This window comes from Vogesella margarita (assembly GCF_028548475.1).
Taxonomy (GTDB): Bacteria; Pseudomonadota; Gammaproteobacteria; order Burkholderiales; family Chromobacteriaceae; genus Vogesella; species Vogesella margarita.
The window spans coordinates 300,649-317,863 of sequence record NZ_JAQQLE010000003.1 but is presented as its reverse complement, the minus strand read 5'-3'; the positions used below and the strand labels follow the sequence as shown (position 1 = coordinate 317,863).

Sequence of the window (17,215 nt, the reverse complement as noted above, 5' to 3'; positions counted from 1 at the left end):
CGACCATGAAACGCAAACTGACCCTGGCCCTGCTGCTGGCCGTGACCGCTACCTCCGCGCTGGCCGACCGCCTCGACGACATCAAGAAAGCCGGCGTGCTGCGTGTCGCCGCCTTCGACAGCAACCCGCCGTTCGGCTTCCTCGACGCGCAGAGCCGCCAGATCACCGGGCTGGATGTGGACGTGGCGCGCCACATCGCCGCCAAGATCGGCGTCAAGCTGGAGCTGGTGCCGACCAATCCGGCCAACCGTATTCCGCTGCTGATGTCGGGCAAGGCCGACCTGATTGCGGCCAACTTCACCGTGACGCCGGATCGCGCCAAGCAGGTCGATTTCAGCCTGCCGTACTTTGCCTCCGGCCAGCAGTTCATCAGCCGCAAGGGCACGCTGGCCACGCCGGCACAGCTGGCCGGCCTGCGCGTGGGTGCGGACAAGGGCACCACGCAGGAGATCACGCTGCGCGAGAAATACCCGGCCACCAAGGTGGTGTCCTACGACGACACGCCGCTGGCGTTTGCCGCGCTGCGCAACGGCAACGTGACCGCGATCACCCAGGACGGCTCCAAGCTGGCGGCCCTGCTGGCCAATGCACCGGACAAGGACAAGTACGAGATCGCGCCGTTTACGCTGACCCGCGAATTCCAGGCCATCGGCCTGCCCAAGGGCGAGGCGCGGCTGCTGAAGGTGGTCAACGAGGTGCTGCTGGGGCTGGAGAAAAACGGCGAAGCGAAAAAGATCTACGACCACTGGTTCGGCCCCGGCACCAAGGCGCCGCTGCCGCGTGATTTCAGGATCGGCGACAAGGCCTGACCCGCCACGGACTCGGCTGATTCGTGCTGCCGCCGGGCTTGCCTGGCGGTTTTTCTTTGCTGAAGGGAGTAAATCATGACACCGCCTGCATGGCTGGGTTATGGCTGGCTGGAGCCGCATTTCATCGGCTGGATGCTGCAGGGCGCGGCGCTGACGGCGTGGCTGGCGCTGCTGGTGTGTGGGCTGGCAACGCTGCTGGGTGTGCTGCTGGCCGCCGGTTACGAGCAGCGCTGGCGTAGCGTGCGCCTGGCGGTGCGGGCCTTTCTGTCGCTGCATCGCAATACGCCGCTGATGGTGCAGCTGCTGCTGTGGTACTTCGGCGTGGCCGGCTTGCTGCCGGAAGCGGTGATGTTGTGGCTGAATGCGCCGCACGAGGTGACGCTGGCCGGCTGGACGCTGGCCTGGCCGTCGTTCGAGTTTGTGGCGGCGCTGATCGCGCTGTCGCTGTACAGCGCGGCGTTTGTCGCCGAGGAAATCCGCGCCGGCATCCGCAGTGTCGCGCCGGGGCAGCACGCGGCGGCGCTGGCGCTGGGGATGACGCCGCGCCAGGTGTTCCGCCACATCGTGTTGCCGCAGGCGCTGCGCGTGGTGTGCCGCCCGTTGCTGGGTCAGTATCTGGGCGTGATCAAGAACACCTCGCTGACCATGGCCATCGGCGTGGCCGAGCTGTCGTACAGCTCGCGCCAGGTGGAGAGCGAGACGCTGCTGACCTTCCAGGCCTTTGCCGTCGCCACGCTGCTGTACCTGCTGCTGGTGCTGGGCGCGCAGCTGGCCGGCGGGCGGGCGCGGCCAACCTTGGGGGGCGGGCGATGACGGCGGTCGAGGTGATCAGCGCCAATCTGGACTACCTGCTGCTGGGCAGCTGGCCGGCCGGGCCGCTGGGCGGCATGGCACTGAGTGTGGTAATCGGGTTGACGGCGGCGCTGCTAGCGTCGCTGCTGGGGCTGGCGGGCGGCATCGTGCTGACGCTGGGGTCTCCGCTGCTGCGGCGTCTGGTGGCGGTATCCGCCGCGCTGCTGCGCGCGATTCCGGTGGTGATGCTGATTTTCTGGTGCTACTTCCTGCTGCCGGTGCTGTTTGCCATCGACGTGCCGGGCACGCTGACGGTGATTGCGGCGCTGGCGCTGATCGGCGGCGCCTTCCTGACGCAGGCGGTGCACGCCGGCATTGCCGCCATCGGCGCCGGGCAGTGGCAGGCCGGGCTGTCGTTGGGTTTCAGCCGCTGGCAGACGCTGCGCCTGATCGTGCTGCCGCAGGCGCTGCGCATCATGGTGCCGTCCTTCGTCAACCAGTGGATCACGCTGGTGAAGGACACCTCGCTGGCCTATATCGTCGGCGTGGCCGAACTGACCTTTGTCGCCTCGCAAGTGAACAACCGCGAACAGGTGTATCCGCTGCCGGTGTTCGCCACGGTGGCATTGCTGTACTGGCTGTGGTGCAGCGGCCTGGTGTGGCTGGGCGCGCGCTGGGAGGCGCACTACGTCAGGGTTGGCCACAAATGACAAAACCCGGCCGCAGCCGGGTTTTGTCGGGTGTGCGGGGTCAGGCCGCAGCCTGTCCACGCCTCGCGGCCCAGCGGTACAGCACGAGGCCGGCGACGATCATCGGCACGCTCAGCCACTGGCCCATGCTGATGATGTCGGACTGGCCGAAGATTCCGGCGTCCGGGGTGCGGAAGAATTCGGCGATGAAGCGGAAGCTGCCGTAGCCGATCAGGAACACCGCCGACACCTGGCCCAGCGGCCGGCGCCGCGCCGAGAACAGCCACAGGATCACGAACAGCGCGAGGCCTTCCAGCGCCGCCTGGTACAGCTGCGACGGGTGGCGCGGCATGGCGTCGACATGCGGGAAGATCATCGCCCACGGCAGGTCGTGGCTGGCGATGCGGCCCCACAGCTCGCCGTTGATGAAGTTGCCGATGCGGCCTGCGGCCAACCCTGTCGGCACCAGCGGTGCGACGAAGTCGCTGATCTGCCAGAAGCTGACGCCTTTCTTGCGCGCGAACAGCAGCATGGCCGCCAGCACGCCGAGAAAGCCGCCGTGGAAGCTCATGCCGCCTTTCCACACCATCAGGATCTCGGCCGGGTGTTGCAGGTAGTAACCGGGCTGGTAGAACAGCACCTCGCCCAGGCGGCCGCCTGCGATGACGCCGAGCACCGCCCAGGTCAGGAAATCGTCGAGATCCTTGCTGGTCCAGCCGCAATCCGGCTGCTGTTTGATGCGGACATGGCCCAGCCACAGGAACAGGCCGAAGCCGACGAGGTACATCAGGCCGTACCAGTGGATGGCCAGTGGGCCAAGCTGGATGGCGACAGGGTCAAACTGGGGATGGATCAGCATTTGTCAGGTATGGGCGTTTGCGGTAAAAGGATAGGGATAAATTATACGGAAAGCGTTACCGGTCGTCGCGCGGCTACCCGCGGTGCGACGCCTTATGTGTAGAACATGCCGGCACCCGCAAGTTCTACCGGCCGGGCACTATCCCGCCCGGCCCGCGACGCGCCGCCCAGATCAAAGCGACAAAGCCATTACTGCATTCAAGGACACATCATGCCTCAATACCGCTCCAAGACCTCGACTTCCGGCCGCAACATGGCGGGTGCCCGCGCCCTGTGGCGCGCCACCGGCATGAAGGACGAGGATTTCCAGAAGCCGATCATCGCCATCGCCAACTCCTTCACCCAGTTCGTACCCGGCCACGTGCACCTGCATAACATGGGTCAGCTGGTGGCGCGCGAGATCGAGAAGGCCGGTGGCGTGGCCAAGGAATTCAACACCATCGCCGTGGACGACGGCATCGCCATGGGCCACGGCGGCATGCTGTACTCGCTGCCTAGCCGCGACCTGATCGCCGACAGCGTGGAGTACATGGTCAACGCCCACTGCGCCGATGCGCTGGTGTGCATCTCCAACTGCGACAAGATTACCCCCGGCATGCTGATGGCCGCGCTGCGCCTGAACATCCCGGTGGTGTTCGTGTCCGGCGGCCCGATGGAGGCCGGCAAGGTCAACTGGCGCGGCACCGAGCGCAAGCTGGACCTGGTCGACGCCATGGTCGAGGCCGCCAACAGCGCGATCTCCAACGAGGACGTGGACAAGGTGGAGCGTTCCGCCTGTCCGACTTGCGGCTCCTGCTCCGGCATGTTCACCGCCAACTCGATGAACTGCCTGACCGAGGCGCTGGGCCTGTCGCTGCCGGGCAACGGCTCGATGCTGGCTACCCACGCCGACCGCAAGGAACTGTTCCTGCGCGCCGGCCGCCTGATCGTCGAGATCACCAAGCGCCACTACGAGCAGGACGACTACAGCGTGCTGCCGCGCAGCATCGCCACCAAGCAGGCGTTCGAGAATGCGATGAGCCTGGACGTGGCGATGGGCGGCTCCACCAACACCGTGCTGCACCTGCTGGCGGCCGCCAGCGAAGCCGGTGTCGACTTCAAGATGACCGACATCGACCGCATCTCGCGCAGCGTGCCCTGCCTGTCCAAGGTGGCGCCGGCGACGCAGAAGTACCACATGGAAGACGTGCACCGTGCCGGCGGCGTGGTCGCCATCCTGTCCGAGCTGGACCGCGCCGGCCTGATCCACCGCGAAGTACCGACCATCCACAGCGCCACCCTGGGTGCCGGTCTGGAGGCGTGGGACATCCGCCGCCACGACGCCGACAGCGAGGTGCACCGCTTCTACCGCGCCGCGCCGGGCGGGGTGCCGACCACCATCGCCTTCAGCCAGAGCATGCGCTACCCGACGCTGGACGACGACCGCGCCGAGGGCTGCATCCGTGACAAGGAACACGCGTACTCGCAGGACGGCGGCCTCGCCGTGCTGTACGGCAACATCGCCGAGCGCGGCTGCATCGTGAAGACCGCCGGCGTCGACGATTCCATCCTCAAGTTCACCGGCCGCGCCCGCGTGTTCGAGAGCCAGGACGACGCGGTAGCGGCGATTCTGGCCGACAGCGTGGTGGCCGGCGACGTGGTGGTGATCCGCTACGAAGGCCCGAAAGGCGGCCCGGGCATGCAGGAAATGCTGTACCCGACCTCGTACCTGAAGTCCAAGGGCCTGGGCAAGGAGTGCGCGCTGCTGACCGACGGACGTTTCTCCGGCGGGACCTCCGGCCTGTCCATCGGCCACGTGTCGCCGGAAGCGGCGGAGGGCGGCGCCATCGGCCTGGTGGAAGAGGGCGACCGCATCGAGATCGACATCCCGAATCGCGGTATCCATCTCGCGGTATCCGACGAAACGTTGGCCGCACGCCGCGCGGCACAGGAAGCCCGCGGCGCGCAGGCGTGGAAGCCGCTGGATCGCCAGCGCGTGGTCAGCCCGGCGCTGCGCGCCTACGCCGCGATGACCACCAGCGCCGACACCGGCGCGGTGCGCGACGTGTCGCAGGTCGAGCGCAAGTAAGCCCATCCCCGTTGCGGCCAACCTTGGCCGCATTCGTCACAACGGCAGCCCCCGCGGGCTGCCGTTTTTCATCGCGTCCGGCTTGCGGCCAACCTTGGCAGCGGGCGGGGAGTGTGTTCTCCTTGCGCCTTTGCCGCCGGAGCCACCGATGATCCCACCTTCCCCGCTTGACGCCGCGCTGGCGCAGTATTTCGGTTTTGACGGCTTCCGCGACGGCCAGCGCGAGGTGGTGCAGGCGCTGCTGGATGGCCATTCCGCGATGGCGATCTTCCCCACCGGCTCCGGCAAGTCGCTGTGCTACCAGCTGGCGGCGACGCAGCTGCCGCACCTGACGCTGGTGATCTCGCCGCTGTTGGCGCTGATGCGCGACCAGCTGGCGTTTTTGCAGCAGAAGGGCATCGCCGCCGCGGCGATCGATTCCAGCCAGAGCCGCGACGAGGCGCAGCAGGTGATGGCCGACGTGCGCGCCGGGCGCATCAAGGTGCTGATGGTGTCGGTGGAGCGGCTAAAGAACGAGCGCTTCCGCCGCTTTATCGCCGAGGTGCCGCTGTCGCTGCTGGTGGTGGACGAGGCGCACTGCATCTCGGAGTGGGGCCACAATTTCCGGCCGGATTACCTCAAGCTGCCGCAGTACCGCGAGCAGCTGGCCATCCCGCAGGTGCTGCTGCTGACCGCCACCGCCACCCCGGCGGTGATGCAGGACATGGCAAGCCGCTTCGATATCGCCCCCGAGCACATCACCGTTACCGGCTTTTACCGCCCCAATCTGCACCTGCACGTGCGCGCGGTGGCGCAGGCGGACAAGGACGCGATGCTGCTGAAGCTGCTGGCGCGCACGCCAGGCGCCGCCTGCGTGGTGTACGTCACCCAGCAGCAGACTGCCGAAACGTTGGCCGCACGGCTGCTGGCGCAGGGCGTCGGCGCCGCCGCCTACCATGCCGGGCTGGACAGCGCGCTGCGCGAGCAGATCCAGGACGAGTTCATGCGCGGCGACACGCCGGTGATCGTCGCGACGATTGCCTTTGGGATGGGCATTGACAAGGGCAATATCCGCCAGGTGATCCACTACGACCTGCCGAAATCGGTGGAGAACTACAGCCAGGAAATCGGCCGCGCCGGCCGCGATGGCGAGGTATCGCTGTGCACGCTGCTGGGCAACCGCGACGGCCTGCACGTGCTGGAGAACTTCGTCTACGGCGACACGCCGCAGCAGGCGTCGATCGCGCTGGTCTTGCAGCGCATCCGCGACGAGGCGCAGCACGGGCAGTGGGAGATGACGCTATACGGCTTGTCGGCGGACAGCAATATCCGCCAGCTGCCGCTGAAGACGCTGCTGGTGTATCTGGAGGTGCAGGGCGTGCTGCAGGCGCAGTACAGCTACTACAGCGAGTACCGCTTCCAGCTGCGCGAGGACGAAGATGCGCTGCTGGCGCACTTCAAGGACGAGCGCCGCGAGTTCGTCGCCGCGCTGCTGGCGCACAGCAAGCTCGGGCGCAGCTGGTACGCGTTCGACTTCGACAGCTTCCTGCAGGCCTTCCCCGGCCAGCGTCAGCGCGCGGTGACGGCGCTGGAATTCATGGATGAGCGTGGCTGGCTGACGCTGGAAACCAAGCAGATGACCGAGGTGTACGCGGTGAATGACGCCGCGTTCGATGTCGCCACGCTGGCCGCTAGTCTCTATCGCCAGTTCCAGGCGCGCGAGGACAGCGAGCTTATGCGCTTGCAGCAGATGCTGAGCCTGTTCGAAACGGAAAGCTGTCTGAGCTTCGCGCTGGCCAGCTACTTCGGCGACAGCGCGGCGCCGCGCGAGTGCGGCCATTGCCTGGTGTGTCGCGGCAAGCCGGCGCGGCTGCCGGCGGCACCGGAGCAAAGTACGCTGGACGCCGCCACGCTGCACGGCGCGTTGGCGGCGCTGCACGACAAACTGGGCGCGGCCGCGGAGGCGCATCTGGCGGCCTGCTTCCTGTGCGGCATCACCCTGCCGCGGCTGACGGCGCTGCGCGCGGCGCGGCTACCCGGTTTCGGCCGCTTCGCCGGCTATCCGTTTGCCCGCGTGCGTGAGCTGTTGTCGGTGGGGATGGCGTAAGGGGAGGGCGTTGCGGCCAACGTTGGCCGCAAGGTCTGGATGCTCAGTAGAAGCCGAGCGCGCCCAGCAGGCTGAAGATCAGCACGAAGCAGGTGATGCCGGTCAGCAGCAGATTGGTCTGCTTTTCCTTGTGCAGAGAGGTCTCCAGCGAGCGCTCCTGCGACTGCAGGCTGTGCAGCTTGTGCTGCAGCTCGGCGCGCTCCTCGTCGTGGCGTGACAGCGTGCTCAGCAGCGCGTTGAGTGACACCTCGGTCACCTTGGCGGTGTCCCAGCCGCTGATCAGCTGCCGCACCCGCGCCTTGTGGTAGCGGCCGTGCACCTGGGTGCTGTCGTCCCACTCGAAATCGAAACCGTGCGCTGCCAGCCGGCTGTTGCGGTGCGTGCGCGCCTCTTCGCCCTCCGCCTCCGGCGCTGGCAGCACGCTCGGCAGTACGCGGTAGTCCGGGTAGCGCTGTTTCAGCCAGTTGATCGCCTGCGAGTAGGCGTAGCCGGACAGGCCGAGGCCGGCGATCTCGGGGCTGAGGTTGAAGCCGGATTTCGGCCCGAACGACACCGTGTGCGACGGATGATCGACCGTCACCTGCAGGCAGTTGCGGGTGTTCATCCACTCGGACGCCTCGCCGCGCATGGGCTGCCACTGGCTGCCCTCGGCACGGGCGAAGGTGACGAACTGGATGCGGAAAAAATCGGACTGGAAGGTATGGCCGCTGCTGATGCGGCTGAACAGGTAGATCGGCACCCCGTTGTCGAGCAGCGCGATCAGCTGCTCCGCCTGCGGCGTGCTGCGCCCGGCAAGATGGCTCTCGTCCTCCGGCGACGGCAAGGGGATAGCCTCCGGCTCGCTGGCGGTTTTGTCGATTCTGGGTGGCGTTTTCAGGCTTCGGCTGGACATGGCGGCATGGTTTCAATCGTGCGTGGCGGCTAGCGTACACCATTGGCTGCCGGACGTCAGGAAACGAGGGCGGGGGGCATTGCCATTGCGGCCTTCGCTGGCGGGCGTTGGCTACTTTTGTGACGGCAAGGCAGCGGTCTGCCATGAGCGATCGGTTGTGCACTGCCATCTTGAAGATGGCTTCTTGCACGAATGCTCTCCCGGAAACTTGCAAAAAAACAGGTCTCTGTCCGCCTGCCCGGATTGGTCTATATCTTGGTCAGTAGCCCAAGAATCCTCCGCTCACGAGGGGCCTCTTGGGGGTGATGAACCCGATCGGGAGGGCATGGAGTCATGTTCAACAAGGATCGTTTTATCCAGGATTGCCTGAGTGCCGTTTCCGGAGGCCATGAGGCGATTAGTGAGCTGGTGGCCGAAGCGGTGTCGGATAGCGCCGGGGTGATGGCCGAGCTTGGCGAGCCGGTACATGCCGGCCTTACGCCGCTGTTCAGGTCCCCCGAGCTTACCGTCATCAGCTTTGTGTGGGCGCCGTGCATGAGCCTGATGCCGCACAATCACCAGATGTTTTCGGTCGTCGGCATCTATACCGGACGCGAGGACAACGTCTTCTGGAAGCGGGCGGGAGCGACGATCGCGGCAGTCGGTGCCAGGTCGCTGGGGGCTGGAGATGTTGCCACGCTCGACCACGACGTCATCCATTCCGTGCTGAATCCGATCGGAAAAATGACTTGTGCGATACACGTCTATGGTGGGGACTTCTTCGCTCCCCCTGTACCGCGCAGTGAATGGGATCACGAAACGCTCATCGAAGCGCCATGGAATGTCGAGCACGCCAAGTCGCTGTTTCGGGAGGCCGAGGCACGCTTTCGTGCGAGTCCCGGCTAGGCAGCGCGGTTGCGGCCAACCATGATGTGCCGGCCAAGCTCAATCAGTACGCAATGAAAAATGGCTGCTTCCGTCACCGGAAGCAGCCATTTGCCCTTTCAGAGCAGACCAGCCGGCTTGTCACGCCAGCCCGGCCTGATGCTCACGCCAGATCGAAACGGTCCAGGTTCATCACCTTGCTCCACGCCGCCACGAAGTCGTTGACGAACTTCTGCTGCGCGTCGCTGCAGGCGTACACCTCGGCCAGTGCCCGCAGCTGCGAGTTGGAGCCGAACACCAGGTCCACGGTGGTGGCGGTCCACTTCGGCGCGCCGGTGGCGCGGTCGCGGCCTTCCAGTACACCGTCGGTGGCGGATTTCTGCCACTTGGTACCCATGTCGAGCAGGTTGACGAAGAAATCGTTGCTCAGGGTTCCGGGGCGTTGGGTGAATACGCCGTGCTGCGTCTGGCCAGCGCCCAGCACGCGCAGGCCGCCGATCAGGACCGTCATTTCCGGCGCGCTCAGCGTCAGCAGCTGTGCCTTGTCGATCAGCAACTCGGCCGCGGCGCCCTCCAGCCCCGGCTGCACGTAGTTGCGGAAGCCGTCCGCGCGCGGCTCCAGCACCGCGAAAGAGGCGACGTCGGTCTGGTCCTGCGTGGCGTCGGTGCGTCCCGGTGCAAACGGTACGGTCACCTGCTGGCCGGCTTGCTTGGCGGCGGCCTCGATGGCGGCACCGCCGGCGAGCACGATCAGGTCGGCCAGCGAGATCTTCTTGTCGCCGGCGGCGCCGGCGTTGAAGTCCTGCTGGATCGCGGCCAACGTTTGCAGTACCTGCGCCAGTTGCGCCGGCTGGTTGACGGCCCAGTCCTTCTGCGGTGCCAGACGAATGCGGGCGCCGTTGGCGCCACCGCGCTTGTCGCTGCCGCGGAAGGTGGCGGCGGAGGCCCAGGCGGTGCTAACCAGCTGTGCCGTGCTCAGGCCGGAGGCGAGCACCTTGGCCTTCAGCGCGGTGATGTCCTGCGCGTCGACCAGCGGGTGGTCCACCGCCGGCACCGGGTCCTGCCAGATCAGTTCTTCTTGCGGCACCAGCTTGCCGAGGTAACGGGCGCGCGGGCCCATGTCGCGGTGGGTGAGCTTGAACCAGGCACGGGCGAAGGCGTCGGCAAACGCAGCCGGGTCCTGGTGGAAGCGGCGGGCAATCGGTTCGTAGATCGGGTCGAAGCGTAGCGACAGGTCGGCGGTGGTCATCATCGGCGGGTGCTTTTTGCTCGGGTCGTGCGCGTCCGGAATCATGTGTTCCGGCTTCACGTCCTTGGCTACCCACTGGTGCGCGCCGGCCGGGCTCTTGGTCAGTTCCCACTCGTAGCCGAACAGGGTATCGAAGTAGCCGTTGTCCCAGGTGGTGGGGTTGGGTTTCCACGCGCCCTCGATGCCGCTGGTGGTGGTGTGCACGCCCTTGCCGCTGCCGAACCGGTTGATCCAGCCCAGGCCCATTTCCTCGATCGGTGCGCCTTCCGGCTCCGGGCCGACCAGGGCCGGGTCGCCGGCGCCGTGCGCCTTGCCGAAGGTGTGGCCGCCGGCCACCAGTGCCACGGTTTCCTCGTCATCCATCGCCATGCGGGCGAAGGTTTCGCGCACGTCACGGCCGGAGGCGACCGGGTCCGGGTTGCCGTTGGGGCCTTCCGGGTTCACGTAGATCAGGCCCATCTGTACTGCGGCCAGCGGGTTGGCCAGCTCGCGCTCGCCGCTGTAGCGCTTGTCGCCCAGCCAGGTGCTCTCCGGCCCCCAGTAGATGTCTTCCTCCGGCGACCAGATGTCCGGGCGGCCGCCGCCGAAGCCGAAGGTCTTGAAGCCCATCGATTCGAGCGCCACGTTGCCGGCGAGGATGAACAGGTCGGCCCACGACAGTTTGCGGCCGTATTTCTGCTTGATCGGCCACAGCAGGCGGCGTGCCTTGTCGAGGTTGCCGTTGTCCGGCCAGCTGTTGAGCGGGGCAAAGCGCTGGTTGCCGGTGCCGGCGCCGCCGCGGCCGTCGGCGATGCGGTAGGTGCCGGCGGCGTGCCAGGCCATGCGGATCATCAGGCCGCCGTAGTGGCCCCAGTCGGCCGGCCACCAGTCCTGCGAGTCGGTCATCAGCGCGTGCAGGTCGGCGACCACGGCGTCCAGGTCCAGGGTCTTGAATTCGGCGGCGTAGTCGAAGCTCGAGCCCATCGGGTCGGATTCGGCGCCGTGCTGGTGCAGGATGCCGAGCTTCAGCTGGTTCGGCCACCAGTCTCCGTTGGAGGGGCCGCCGGCTACGGTGTGCGGGGCGGCGCTACCCGAGAACGGGCACTTGGCTTCTGTCGACATGGTTATCTCCTGTTGGTTTTGGTTGCCGGTGGCGCCCGCGCTGGCGGGTCCGTGGCGGCTTGTTTGGATTAGCTGGATTACTTGGGGTGAGTGAGGTGGCCGGCGGCGGCTTGGCAGGGGCCAGGCGGCGCGTTGCGGCCAACGTTGCGGCTTACTGCATCCACACCAGATTGGCCCACATCTCGTCGAGGGCGATGTGCTGCTGGAAGAAACGTTTCATGGCCTTGCTCCTTGCAGATCAGTTGATGACTGGATTATGGATAGTGGTTAATTATTTGTTAAATTGATTGTTATTTTTGATGTGTTAGTTTTTTGCTATTTTATCGGTCATGCCGCCCGCATCGGGTGCCCGTTGCGCCGTGCTGGTGCATGCGCCATGCCGTCGTGATTCTTTTTATAGCGACAAAGTGGCGAACTGGCAGGGCTGGAGGCGCTTTTTGCTGGCACGGCAATTGCTGAAGTAATGGCGAGGGTAGCCGTGGTGGCTGCGCCTCGCTTGAGAGTCTGTCCCGTTGCTTCGGTCTGCATACTGCTAGACACGCCCGTTCCCGCGCTGGGGGCGGGCGATTTTTTTGCGCCGCGCGCGCGCCGAGGCGGTTAAGCAATACCGCGCAACGCGCTATACTCGCCGCTTCGATCACCGGGGGTGTCTGCCACAGGCAGACTGAGAGAGACCCCAGAACCTGATCTGGGTCATGCCAGCGGAGGGAGCGTGATGCGCGGCCGGGCCGCGTCCCGCTTCTTCTTTTGGTCGGCACCATTACCAAAAGAGGATGTCTGCAATGTTCAAGAAGACCGTACTGCTGCTGGCGCTGGCCGGCGCCTCCCTGACCACTCTGGCCGCCGAGCTGCGGGTGATGACGCACAGCTCGTTCAGCCTGCCCAAAGAGCGCATCGCCGAGTTCGAGAAGCAGAGCGGCGCCAAGCTGGCCATCATCAAGGGCGGCGATGCCGGCGAGATGCTCAACAAGCTGATCCTGACCCGCGCCAATCCGGTGGCGGACGTGGTATACGGCATCGACAACACCCTGATCGGCAAGGCCAACGCCGCCGGCGTGCTGGAGCCGACCAGCAGCAAGGTTGGCCGCAACGTGGCCACCGCCAGCCTGCCGGGCGCGGTGGCCGTCGACTACGGCTACGTCACCCTCAACATCGACAAGGCCTGGTTCGCGAACAGCAAGCTGCCGTTGCCGGCCACGCTGGACGACCTGGCCAAGCCGGCCTACAAGAACCTGCTGGTGGTGGAAAACCCTGCCACCTCCAGCCCCGGCCTCGCCTTCCTGCTGGCGACCATCGCCGGCAAAGGTGAAGAGGGCGCCTTCCAGTGGTGGGGCAAGCTGCGCGACAACGGCTTGAAGGTGGCCAAGGGCTGGAGTGAGGCCTACTACACCGATTTCACCCGCAACGGCGGCGCGCGGCCTATCGTGGTCAGCTATGCCACCAGCCCGGCGGCGGAAGTGTTCTACAGCAAGGAAAAACTGGCCGAATCGCCGACCGCCAACCTGGCGCTGAAGGGCGGCGTGTTCATGCAGGTGGAGGGCGTGGCCAGGGTCAAGGGCGGGCAGCAGCCTGCGCTCGCGCAGCAGTTCGTCGATTTCCTGCGCGGCGAGGCGGTGCAGAAAGAGCTGCAGACCAGCATGTGGATGTACCCGGCGGTGGCCGGCGTGGCGCTGGCGCCGGTGTTCAAGCACGCCGAGCAGCCGGCCAGCTTCAGCAACCCGGATCTGAAGGCGATGCAGCACAAGACCGCCGCTTGGGTCAGCCGCTGGACGCGGCTGGTGATCAAGAACGCGCCGTGATGCGGCAAGCTGCCGGCGTGCTCCGGCAGCGGGTGTACCAAGCAACGGTAACGGCGGCGGCCGTTACCAGTTTGCGCGGAAAGCCCCGGCATTCATGCCGGGGATGGATAGCGCGGACGCAGCAGGTGTCCTTTTTGGCAAATGCTTAGGATTCTAAAGCGGACGCGATACACTAAACGCCATGCAACGACTTCAAGCCTTCAAATACGAACTCATGCCCAACGGCGAACAGCAGCGCAACATGCGCCGCTTCGCCGGAGCGTGCCGTTTCGTGTTTAACAAGGCGCTGGCGTTGCAGAAGGATCGCCAGGCGCAGGGCGAGAAGAAACTGAGCTACGCTGCGATCTGCAAGGCGTTGGTCGAGTGGAAGCAGCAAGCCCAAACGCTTTGGTTGAACGAAACACCCAGCCAAGCTTTGCAGCAGTCGCTCAAGGACCTCGACCGCGCCTACAGTAACTTTTTCGCCAAACGCGCTGCGTTTCCCCGTTTCAAGAAGAAGGGGCAAAGAAACAGCTTCCGCTACCCGCAAGGCTGCAAGATCGATCAGGCGAATAGTCGCCTCTTCCTGCCAAAACTCGGCTGGCTGCGCTACCGCAACAGCCGTGAGGTGTTGGGCGAGATCAAGCAGATCACGGTTTCTCATCATGCTGGCAAGTGGTTTGTCAGCATCCAGACCGAGCGTGAGGTGGCGCAGCCTGTCCCGCAAGGCGGTATCGTCGGTATCGACATGGGTATCGCCCGTTTTGCCACCTTGAGCGATGGCAGTTTCATCGCGCCGGCAAATAGCTTCAAACGGCACCAGGCTGGGCTGCGCAAGGCGCAGCAGGCGTTAAGCCGGAAAACCAAGTTCTCGAACAACTGGAAAAAGGCGAAAGCCCGCGTCCAGCGGCTGCATGCCCGTATCAGCAACGTCCGCAAAGACTTTTTGCACCAGGCCACGACTGCAATCAGCCAAAACCACGCGATTGTGTGTATCGAAGACCTGAAGGTGCGGAATATGTCCAAGTCAGCAGCGGGCAGCGCCGAACAACCAGGGCGGAACGTCCGCGCCAAGGCGGGGTTGAACAAAGCGATCTTGGATCAGAGCTGGTTCGAGTTTCGCCGGCAGTTGAGCTACAAGCTGGCTTGGCAGGGCGGACACCTGATCGCTGTGCCGCCACGCAATACCAGCCGCACCTGTCCGTGCTGCGATCATGTCTCGGCAGATAACCGACGGACGCAGGCAAGGTTCGAGTGTGTGGCGTGCGGGCTCGATGAAAACGCCGATGTAGTCGGTGCGATCAATGTACTAAGGGCGGGACACGCCCGGTTAGCCTGTGAAGTGAACGCTGAGGTAATGGCGTCAGCAGCAGGAACCCACCGAGGCGATCTGGCCGCCTAGCGGCTGGCCGCGGTAGGAATCCCCGTCCTTCCCAGTCTTGAGGCTGGCGAGCGATAGCGAGAGGACGGGGAGGATGTCAACGTTTTCCATTGTCGTGATGCAGAAAGTGTTGCCCTTGTCTGATTTTCGCTGGCTGGCCTTGCCGCCGCTGTCATTCCTGCTGCTGCTGGTCGGGCTGCCCTTGTCGCGCCTGCTGTACGAGGGCGGGCTGGCGTTCAGCCCGGCGCTGCTGAGCGACGCCTACCTGCAGTGGCGCCTCGGCTGGTCGCTGCTGCAGGCGGCGGCCACCTGCGGGCTGACGCTGCTGTTGGGCCTGCCGCTGGCGTGGGTGTTGGCGCACTTCGAGTTTCGCGGCCGCGCGCTGCTGTTGCGGGTGCTGATGCTGCCCTTCGTGATGCCGACGCTGGTCGCCGGCCTCGGCGTGCTGGCGCTGTTCGGCCCGCACGGCGTCAGCGGGCTGAACTTGCAGGACACGCCGTGGCTGCTCTTGTACGGCAACCTGTTCTACAACCTGCCGCTCTTGATCCGCGCCGCGGTGGATGGCTTCGACCACGTGCCGGCCAGCCGGCTGATGGTGGCGCGCACGCTGGGCGCCTCGCGCTGGCGCGCGTTCTGGCGCGTGGAGTGGCCGGTGGTGCGGCCGTGGCTGGCGTCGGCGCTGTGCCTGATCTTCCTGTACTGCTTCTCCGGCTTCGGCCTCGCGCTGCTGCTCGGCGGCCAGCGTTACGCCACGGTGGAGGTCGAGATCTACTCGCTGGTCGCCTACGAGCTGAACCTGGCCGACGCCGGTGCGCTGGCGCTGCTGATGCTGCTGCTCGGCGCCGTCATCGCGTTGCTGTACGCGCTGATCGAGCGCCGGCTGGCGCGGCCGGACAAGCGCAGCCCGCCGCTGCGCCAGCCGGTGCAAGGTTGGCCGCAACGACTGCTGCTCTTGGCCTGCCTGCTCGTGCTGGCGCTGTTCGCCGCCGCGCCGCTGCTGGCGGTGCTCTTGCGCGCGTTGCTGGCCGATGCTGCGGCGTGGCAGGTGCTGCTGCAGGACGACACCCTGCTGGCGCTGGGCAATACGCTGCGTTTCTCGCTGCTGGCGCTGCTGCTGGCGACTCTCCTGGGCCTGCTGCACGGGCTGGCGGCCAGAAGCAGCGCCGGCCTGCGCGCGCTGATGTTCCTGCCCTTCATGGTGTCGCCGGTGTGCGTCGCCTTCGGCCTGCTGCTCGCCTATCCCGCCTACAGCGCGACGCTGGCGCTGCTGGTGGCCGCCTACGCGCTCCTGGCCTACCCGTTTGTCGCCAAGGCGGTGGTCAGCGCCCGCGACGCCTTGCCGGCGGCGCTGCCCAATGCCGCGCGCACGCTGGGCGCGTCGCCGTGGCGCGTATTCTGGCGCGTCAGCCTGCCGCTGATGCGCCCGGCGCTGCGGCGCGGCATGGCGTTTGCCGCCGCCACCGCCGTCGGCGAGTTCGCGGTCAGCCTGTTCCTGTCGCGCCCGGAGTGGCTGACGCTGACCACGCTGATCTACCAGCATCTGGGCCGCCCCGGTGCGGCCAACCTTGAGGCGGCGCTGGTGTTGTCCAGCGTGCTGTTGCTGCTGGCGCTGCTGGCATTCATGGCCATCGAGTGGCCGGAGAAGACCCATGCTCGAACTTCGTGACCTGGCGCTGGCCTTTGCCGGCCGCCGCGTGCTGGACGGCCTGTCGCTGCAGGTGGCCGCCGGCGAAACCGTGGCCCTGCTTGGCCCCTCCGGCGAGGGCAAGTCCAGCCTGCTGGCGGTGGTCGCCGGCCTGCTGCGGCCGCAGCGCGGGCAGGTGTGGCTGGGTGGGCGCGACATCAGCCGCCTGCCGCCGGAAGAGCGCCAGCTGGCGATGATGTTCCAGGACCACGCCTTGTTTCCGCACCTCGACGCCGCGGCCAACGTCGCCTTCGGCCTGCAGGAACGCGGCGTGCCGCGCGCCGTCGCGCGGCAGCGTGCCGAGGCGGCGCTGGCGGCGGTGGGCCTGGCCGGCCGTGGCGCGGCGGCCTGCCATCAGCTGTCCGGCGGCGAGCAGCAGCGGGTGGCGCTGGCGCGGGCGCTGATCGGCGAGCCGGCGCTGTTTCTGCTCGACGAACCGTTTTCCAGCCTCGACACCCATCTCAAGCAGCAGCTGATCGACGACCTGCGCCAGCGGCTGTCCGCGATGGCGGTGCCGACGCTGCTGGTGACGCACGACCGCCACGAGGCGTTCGCGCTGGCCGACCGCGTCGCCATTTTGCAGGGTGGGCGTCTGATCCAGGTCGGCACCCCGGGCGAGGTGCTGGCGCGACCGGCCAGCGCCTGGGTTGCGCGCTTCGTCGGCTTCGACAACGTCGCCGCCGATCACGCCATCCCGCCGGCGGCGTTCCGGCTCGGCGACGGCCAGCCGCTGCGCACGGTGAAACTGGTCGAGCCGCGGGTGGAGGGCTGCCGCGTGGTGGTGGCCGGCGACGACGGTGACTGGGTGCTGTCGCTGTCGGCGCGCGAGCTGGCCGCGCAGCCATACCCGCAGCGCGGCGGCCATCTGGCGGTGGGCATCGATCACGCGGCGTTGCTGCGCTGGTAGCCCTGTTACGTGGCAGGCGTCCGTCGCCGGGCTTGAGGCGGAACAGGTGCCGGGCGC

At 66.5% G+C, this 17,215-nt stretch carries 13 protein-coding genes and 1 riboswitch; of the genes, 10 read left to right on the top strand and 3 right to left on the bottom strand.

Going from position 1 to position 17,215, the window contains the following annotated elements; all coding sequences use genetic code 11:
- Nucleotides 1–5 precede the first annotated feature (5 nt).
- The 3 genes from PQU96_RS06220 to PQU96_RS06210 all read left to right on the top strand — a co-directional run bounded on the left by PQU96_RS06220 (nucleotide 6) and on the right by PQU96_RS06210 (nucleotide 2,311).
- The gene (locus PQU96_RS06220; RefSeq protein WP_272771377.1) at nucleotides 6–809 is read left to right on the top strand and encodes an ABC transporter substrate-binding protein; all 804 of its coding nucleotides are present in this window, start codon (nucleotides 6–8) and stop codon (nucleotides 807–809) included.
- 75 nt (nucleotides 810–884) lie between these two features.
- Nucleotides 885–1,622, top strand: coding sequence for an amino acid ABC transporter permease (locus tag PQU96_RS06215; RefSeq protein ID WP_272771376.1), 738 nt, complete (start codon nucleotides 885–887; stop codon nucleotides 1,620–1,622).
- Nucleotides 1,619–2,311: an amino acid ABC transporter permease gene (locus tag PQU96_RS06210; protein ID WP_272771375.1), complete on the top strand. Its 693-nt coding sequence runs from the start codon at nucleotides 1,619–1,621 to the stop codon at nucleotides 2,309–2,311. The genes PQU96_RS06215 and PQU96_RS06210 overlap by 4 nt, the downstream gene beginning before the upstream one ends.
- A 40-nt stretch (nucleotides 2,312–2,351) precedes the next feature.
- On the opposite strand, the gene lgt is transcribed toward PQU96_RS06210, so the two are convergent.
- Nucleotides 2,352–3,149: a prolipoprotein diacylglyceryl transferase gene (lgt, locus tag PQU96_RS06205; RefSeq protein ID WP_272771374.1), complete on the bottom strand. Its 798-nt coding sequence runs from the start codon at nucleotides 3,147–3,149 to the stop codon at nucleotides 2,352–2,354.
- Between the two features lie 210 nt (nucleotides 3,150–3,359).
- Between lgt and ilvD the strand changes: the two genes are divergently transcribed.
- Together ilvD and PQU96_RS06195 are read left to right on the top strand one after the other, a co-directional pair.
- Nucleotides 3,360–5,216: a dihydroxy-acid dehydratase gene (ilvD, locus tag PQU96_RS06200; RefSeq protein ID WP_272771373.1), complete on the top strand. Its 1,857-nt coding sequence runs from the start codon at nucleotides 3,360–3,362 to the stop codon at nucleotides 5,214–5,216.
- A gap of 148 nt (nucleotides 5,217–5,364) precedes the next feature.
- Complete coding sequence (locus PQU96_RS06195) at nucleotides 5,365–7,302, top strand: RecQ family ATP-dependent DNA helicase (protein WP_272771372.1); 1,938 nt, start codon at nucleotides 5,365–5,367, stop codon at nucleotides 7,300–7,302.
- A 43-nt stretch (nucleotides 7,303–7,345) separates the two neighbouring features.
- Here the strand turns inward: PQU96_RS06195 and PQU96_RS06190 are convergent, their stop codons facing one another.
- The gene (locus tag PQU96_RS06190; RefSeq protein ID WP_272771371.1) at nucleotides 7,346–8,194 is read right to left on the bottom strand and encodes a hypothetical protein; all 849 of its coding nucleotides are present in this window, start codon (nucleotides 8,192–8,194) and stop codon (nucleotides 7,346–7,348) included.
- Nucleotides 8,195–8,527: 333 nt separating this feature from the next.
- On the opposite strand from PQU96_RS06190, the gene PQU96_RS06185 reads away from it, so the two are divergent.
- Nucleotides 8,528–9,079, top strand: coding sequence for a hypothetical protein (locus PQU96_RS06185; protein ID WP_272771370.1), 552 nt, complete (start codon nucleotides 8,528–8,530; stop codon nucleotides 9,077–9,079).
- A gap of 142 nt (nucleotides 9,080–9,221) precedes the next feature.
- Here PQU96_RS06185 and katG read toward each other — a convergent pair whose 3' ends face one another.
- A complete protein-coding gene (gene katG, locus PQU96_RS06180) occupies nucleotides 9,222–11,408 on the bottom strand; it encodes a catalase/peroxidase HPI (protein WP_272771369.1) in 2,187 nt (728 codons plus the stop codon).
- 632 nt (nucleotides 11,409–12,040) lie between these two features.
- Nucleotides 12,041–12,136: riboswitch (TPP riboswitch) on the top strand.
- A gap of 54 nt (nucleotides 12,137–12,190) precedes the next feature.
- On the opposite strand from katG, the gene PQU96_RS06175 reads away from it, so the two are divergent.
- The 4 genes from PQU96_RS06175 (at nucleotide 12,191) to PQU96_RS06160 (ending at nucleotide 17,158) form a co-directional block, all read left to right on the top strand.
- The gene (locus tag PQU96_RS06175; RefSeq protein ID WP_272771368.1) at nucleotides 12,191–13,207 is read left to right on the top strand and encodes a thiamine ABC transporter substrate-binding protein; all 1,017 of its coding nucleotides are present in this window, start codon (nucleotides 12,191–12,193) and stop codon (nucleotides 13,205–13,207) included.
- 181 nt (nucleotides 13,208–13,388) lie between these two features.
- Complete coding sequence (locus tag PQU96_RS06170) at nucleotides 13,389–14,588, top strand: RNA-guided endonuclease InsQ/TnpB family protein (protein WP_272771367.1); 1,200 nt, start codon at nucleotides 13,389–13,391, stop codon at nucleotides 14,586–14,588.
- Nucleotides 14,589–14,661: 73 nt separating this feature from the next.
- Nucleotides 14,662–16,233 carry an ABC transporter permease gene (locus PQU96_RS06165; RefSeq protein ID WP_272771366.1) on the top strand — a complete coding sequence of 524 codons (1,572 nt, stop codon included), beginning with the start codon at nucleotides 14,662–14,664 and terminating at the stop codon, nucleotides 16,231–16,233.
- Nucleotides 16,217–17,158: an ABC transporter ATP-binding protein gene (locus PQU96_RS06160; protein ID WP_272771365.1), complete on the top strand. Its 942-nt coding sequence runs from the start codon at nucleotides 16,217–16,219 to the stop codon at nucleotides 17,156–17,158. The genes PQU96_RS06165 and PQU96_RS06160 overlap by 17 nt, the downstream gene beginning before the upstream one ends.
- The last annotated feature ends 57 nt before the right edge of the window (nucleotides 17,159–17,215 follow it).